This window comes from Ruegeria sp. BB7 (genome assembly GCF_056539365.1).
Genome location: NZ_JBQFUV010000034.1, coordinates 1 through 5,122 on the forward strand (window position 1 = coordinate 1; position 5,122 = coordinate 5,122).

Annotated in this window: 3 protein-coding genes; 2 read left to right on the top strand and 1 reads right to left on the bottom strand. The window is 53.6% G+C overall.

Annotated elements, in window-relative coordinates; genetic code table 11:
* Nucleotides 1-638: 638 nt before the first annotated feature.
* A complete protein-coding gene (locus ACR0D7_RS19250; protein ID WP_480680461.1) occupies nucleotides 639-1,322 on the bottom strand; it encodes a DnaA N-terminal domain-containing protein in 684 nt (227 codons plus the stop codon).
* A gap of 468 nt (nucleotides 1,323-1,790) precedes the next feature.
* On the opposite strand from ACR0D7_RS19250, the gene ACR0D7_RS19255 reads away from it, so the two are divergent.
* Nucleotides 1,791-3,098, top strand: coding sequence for an AAA family ATPase (locus ACR0D7_RS19255; protein ID WP_480680462.1), 1,308 nt, complete (start codon nucleotides 1,791-1,793; stop codon nucleotides 3,096-3,098).
* Nucleotides 3,095-4,201, top strand: coding sequence for a ParB/RepB/Spo0J family partition protein (locus ACR0D7_RS19260; RefSeq protein ID WP_480680463.1), 1,107 nt, complete (start codon nucleotides 3,095-3,097; stop codon nucleotides 4,199-4,201). The genes ACR0D7_RS19255 and ACR0D7_RS19260 overlap by 4 nt, the downstream gene beginning before the upstream one ends.
* The last annotated feature ends 921 nt before the right edge of the window (nucleotides 4,202-5,122 follow it).

The window sequence follows — 5,122 nt, forward strand, 5'->3', positions numbered from 1 at the left end:
CCTTTAAAGGAAATCATGAACTGGCTTTCGACTTGATATGACCGGCAGTCATTCACGCGCTAATTCCGAAAGCGTCAATGGCCAAAAGTTTGCAACGGAACCCGCGAGACATCGTACAGCATAACACTCATCTAATTATGCTCCGCAAAAAGCGGCTATTATGATTATTACCTGACGGCCGCCGCGACCGCCGTTTCCTGTAGAACTAAATAATTAAGGTACGATCGGGGGCATTAGAGCCAATGCACCTTCGAAATAGAAAGGTCCTATCTACGCCTTTCCGTTACCGTATAAGCTGTGCTTTTTGCACTCAGACCTCCCCTCCGGTTTTGCCGTGACACTAAGGCATCTACGTTTCAGGCTGCTCGACGACATCGCCTTTGTGAGCCAGCCTACAGAACTCATCTCAGAGACGAGATTGTTAGAATAACGGCCATGGTCCAAGACCCGAGTAGATTTTGCGCCGATCTCGACTGTAGCCTTGATCCCAATCAAAAGTGGTGCGTTCTATAAAACCTCTGATCGCTAGCGAGATCCCTATATCCTGCCTTCAAGACAATGCCCCACTGAAGGCCGACAGGCGACGACTTTGGCTGTACTCCTAGTCGCTGGGCACAAGGCCAGACAATCTAAGCGATTTAATCCGCCGCCTCAAAACGCAGACTGCGAACTGCCGGATCAACACGAGCATAGGCAGCCAGCAAGCGTCCAGTCCATTTCTGGGCGATATAGTCCGCCATGAACCGGGATGGCGCCATCAGAGTAACCACCCCCCCTGCCCTTTCTGCCTCGGTCAGATGCCGAAACCAGCTGGCCCAAAGCTCGGGATCGCGACCGTGCAAGATGGATTGCACCTGTGTCCAGACATTGTCGTCAGTATCCTCAGGGGATGGCGGTTTGATCTTGAAGGGTACAACATTGGTATCAGGCACGGGCCTTTCTGACATGCGCGCTTGGAAATCAGAGCCAATAACAGGCCAGACTTCAGACGTATCGATCATTATCTGCTTCAGGTCCAATTCATAAACAGCAACCCGTCCGCGTGCTGCCGGTCGTTTGACCGTGACCCAACCCATTGCCCGTAACTTGGCCATCTCGCGTTTCACGGTGCGCTCATTCACGGACCATAGCCGGGCTATTTCCTCGCGACCAATGGATAGTTCATTACTGCGCCAATTGTACCGAGTCGTAATCAGGGCAATGACCCGAAGTACAATACGCTGCCGATGCTTGTCTTGCGACAATGCGTGCACGGTCAACGCCGAGAGAATATCATATTTGATGGCGGGCGCATTTCGCCCGACCGGTTTTGCAATCTGCATTCCCGACTTCACCGCTCTGTCTGCCTCGGACGGATGATACCGCCAGTTCAGCGCTGTTTGCCAACGCTTTTCGTCATGATGCCCTGATTAGCGTCCAAACCTTCGATTCTGTCAAGAAGAGAGTGGCTTGTGGCTGGTTAGATTTCAAACTCAATTCAAATTTCAAAAAGAAAATAGGTGAAGTATTGGTGATGGGGGACATGCAGAACGTCCCCTTATTCTTGTATTTTGTCCCCCTATATGGGGCTGTTCGTTAATTTCCGTCCCCCTAAATCTTGAGGCGGGCGGCTGTTTCTTCGGGGCCTTCGAATCAGTGACCCTCCGAATCGGTCAGGGCTTCGAAACCCTTTGTTTTCTTACCCGTGGGTAAGTTTGTACTTTCATCATAATTTCTTTTGCGTAAAGCGCAAATCAAGCGTAAATAGAAAAACTATATAAAATAGCGTCCGAAACTATGAGACTTGAGGCATGTACACGCACGAAGACCTGAACGCATTGCGCAATCAGTCCCTTAAATTGCAGGGCTGGATTCGCCAGCAAACCTTCAGCCCAGAGATGGAGAAGACCCTCCGCCGCTTTTCAAGCTGGGAGGTATCCGAGCTAATCTTTCGCGTTAATCAATCGACCTTTCGGGGCAAGCTGGCGGCAGATCCGTCCCTGCCTGGCGGCGAGGTCGAGCCCGATGGCCGCCAGCGCTGGTTCAGCCTTGAAGAGGTAAATGAGCTGCGCCGCCGCCTTAAGGTGAATCGCAAATCACTGATGCCGCCCCGTCCCTCGGGAAAGCGGGCCATTCGCGCAGCGGTGGCGAACTTCAAGGGGGGTGCGGGGAAATCCACTGTCGCCCTGCACCTGGCGCACGCCGCTGCCCTGGATGGTTACCGCGTCCTTGTGGTGGATTTCGATCCGCAGGCGACGCTGAGCCATTCCATGGGCCTGACGGATGTCGCCGAGGATTTCACGGTCTGGGGTATCATGGCCCGTGACCTGATCCGAGAGACCGAGCGGATGAATAACCGGCCGGCCGCCGCCGAATCCGGAACCGCCCTGCCCCGCCGCGAATTGCCTCCTTCGATCACGGACATGGGTCTCGGAGATCTGCGCATTGCGGATTTCATCAAGCAGAGTTCTTGGTCGACTATTGATGTGATCCCTTCCTGTGCCAACGCGGCCTTTGTCGAGTTTGCTTCGGCCCAGTATCGGCATCTAAATCCGGAATGGTCATTCTTTGCCGCGGTTTCGCGCTATCTGGATCAGATCCCAGATGATGCCTATGACCTGATCCTTTTCGACTGCCCGCCTGCGATTGGATATCAGTCGATGAACGCGGTTTTTGCTGCGGACATGCTCTATGTTCCCTCAGGTCCCGGCTATTGGGAGTACGACTCGACCACGTCATTTATCGGGCAGCTGGCCGAGGCGTTGGAAGATTTGGCCTATGGTTTCGATAAGACCTTACCCACGGGTAAGATCGGGTTGCCCAAAACCTTTTGCGAATTGCGCTTCCTGTTGACGCGTTATGAGCCGGGCAATGCGCTGCACACGGCTATGTTTGACGCATTTAAAAAAGTGTTTGGCGAGCACGTCGCAGAGCACCCGGTTGAGATGACGCGCGCAGTCGAACAGTCCGGGCGGTTTCTGAGTTCGGTGTACGAGATGGACTATCGCGAGATGACGCGTGAGACCTGGCGCCGCGCGCGTTCAACCTTTGACAACGTGTATGAGGAATTCCGGGGCGTGATGCTTTCGGCCTGGGATAAGCTGGAGGATGACGCATGAGCCGCAAACGCAGAATGTTCGACATCGATATGCCAGCCGTGGATGACATCCCGGTCGGCAAGGTACCGGACAAAGTGTTGGAAAAACGGCGGGGCCCGATGGCCGCCGCGATCTCAGAAAATGCCAACGCCTTGCGCGATCAGCAGTCAACCGAAGAAACGATCCGCGCTGAAAATGACCGGCTGGCACATGAGTTGGTGCGGTTGCGTTCCGAAGGTTTGGTGACCGAACGTGTGGCGCTTTCGGATGTGGTGACCGAGAAACTGACACGGGACCGCAAGCCGGGTCCCGATCCCGAACTGGAGGAATTGAAAGAGTCGATCCGCGACATCGGTCTATCGAACCCAATTCGGCTGGAACGGAGGGCTGACGGGCGGTTCGAGCTGATCCAGGGCATGCGCCGCCTTTCTGCATACCGTGCGCTCCATGAGGAAACCGGCGATAATCTCTATGCCAAGATCCCGGCAGGGATTTCTGATGGCGCTGATCTGAATGACAGCTACCGCCGAATGGTGGATGAAAACCTGATCCGCAAAGACATCTCCTTCGCCGAGATGGGGGCGCTGGCACGGTCTTACGCAGAAAACCCGGCGAATGATTGTCCGGAGGTGGACAAGGCGGTTGCTATCCTTTTCAAATCTGCGAGCTACACCAAGCGAAGCTACATCCGAGCCTTTGCCAGTTTGCTGATGATGCTGGACAAGGTGCTGATGCACCCCAATGAAATTCCGCGTAATCTTGGTGTGGATCTAAAACGGAAACTGGATGCCAACCCAGGACTTTTGCGTCAGGTCAGCAACGCCGTAATGAGTGAACCGGACCGCGATGGGCCGCGGGAGGTGGCCATTCTTCGCAGTTTTACAGAGCCAGAAATACCGGTGCAAAAGAAACCGGTTGTGGCAAGCGGAGGAAAAACGCGCCGTGCAAAAACGACGTTCCAGGTTTCCGGCAGGGCAGGGGTCGCAAAGTGTTCTGCGTCAAGCGGTCGGATCGAGCTGCGGTACGATCTGGATTTCACGCGGGTTGATCGCGCCAAGCTTGAACAAGCGATTGCAACCCTGATCGACGAATTGCAGGAGGAAGACGATCTTACCCACGGGTAAGACTTTAAAGTCGGGTTTTTCTTGGCGGAACGTCGGGTCGTAGGCCCGGCGTTTTTTGTTTTAACTCGCTAAAACAACGGTAGGGTTTTTGGAAATATCCACATCGCCTTGACTTTTCTCTGCCTGAATTCCGGAGAGGTATCCGTGTAGGCAGGTCAGAAACTGGTCGACTTGAGCGATCGGACATAGGAAAGATCGATATTGGTCTGTCTGACCTTGATCCAACAAATCCAAACCTGCGCTGCACAAAACTTCAGCCCAAGCGGGCAGGGGGATAGGTGGTGCTTTTGGCCTCAAGTGGCGAGTTCCAGAGAAGACCAATCTTGCCGGATTCTTTGATCAGCACACACTCAGCGCATCAGATCTGGTGGCTTGGTGCAGGCGACCGGAAGTTCCCGCAGATGGCAAGCGGTACTTTAAATATTTCGCAGGTGGTCGGGAACAATCTTCGATGACAAGGCGCGCGCGTTGGTCTGTTTCACCAGCGACGCCTTAAACGGGCTGGAGGGGTTCTATTTCCGGTGAAAGGCCCGTCTAGCGGTGATTTTCCGGGTCGGGGCAGGTAAGGAGTGGGGGTCTGAGTTCTAGCTCCTTTCTCTGAAAACATACAAGACGCGAAACAGGGCGTTTATTGGATGCAACGTTTGCACCACACGGTTAGAAAGGTAGTGCGCAAAAAGGATTAAATTTGCGCATAATAGGATTTGGAGGCGATTAAATAGGAAATTTCGGTTCTGCCGCAAAGGTTCTGTTGCAAAGTTTTGAGCACGACGAGCGGTTCCGTTGCAAACTTTTGGCCATTGACGCTTTCGGAATTGGCGCGTGAATGACTGCCGGTCATATCAAGTCGAAAGCCAGTTCATGATTTCCTTTAAAGGCGCGCAATATCCGAAGGATGTAATCCTGTTCGCAGTGTTCTTT

Bases quoted from the DNA above. Each gene is read 5' to 3' on its own strand.
- ACR0D7_RS19250 (WP_480680461.1), bottom strand. From the start codon at position 1,322: ATGCAGATTGCAAAACCGGTCGGGCGAAATGCGCCCGCCATCAAATAT.
- ACR0D7_RS19255 (WP_480680462.1), top strand. From the start codon at position 1,791: ATGTACACGCACGAAGACCTGAACGCATTGCGCAATCAGTCCCTTAAA.
- ACR0D7_RS19260 (WP_480680463.1), top strand. From the start codon at position 3,095: ATGAGCCGCAAACGCAGAATGTTCGACATCGATATGCCAGCCGTGGAT.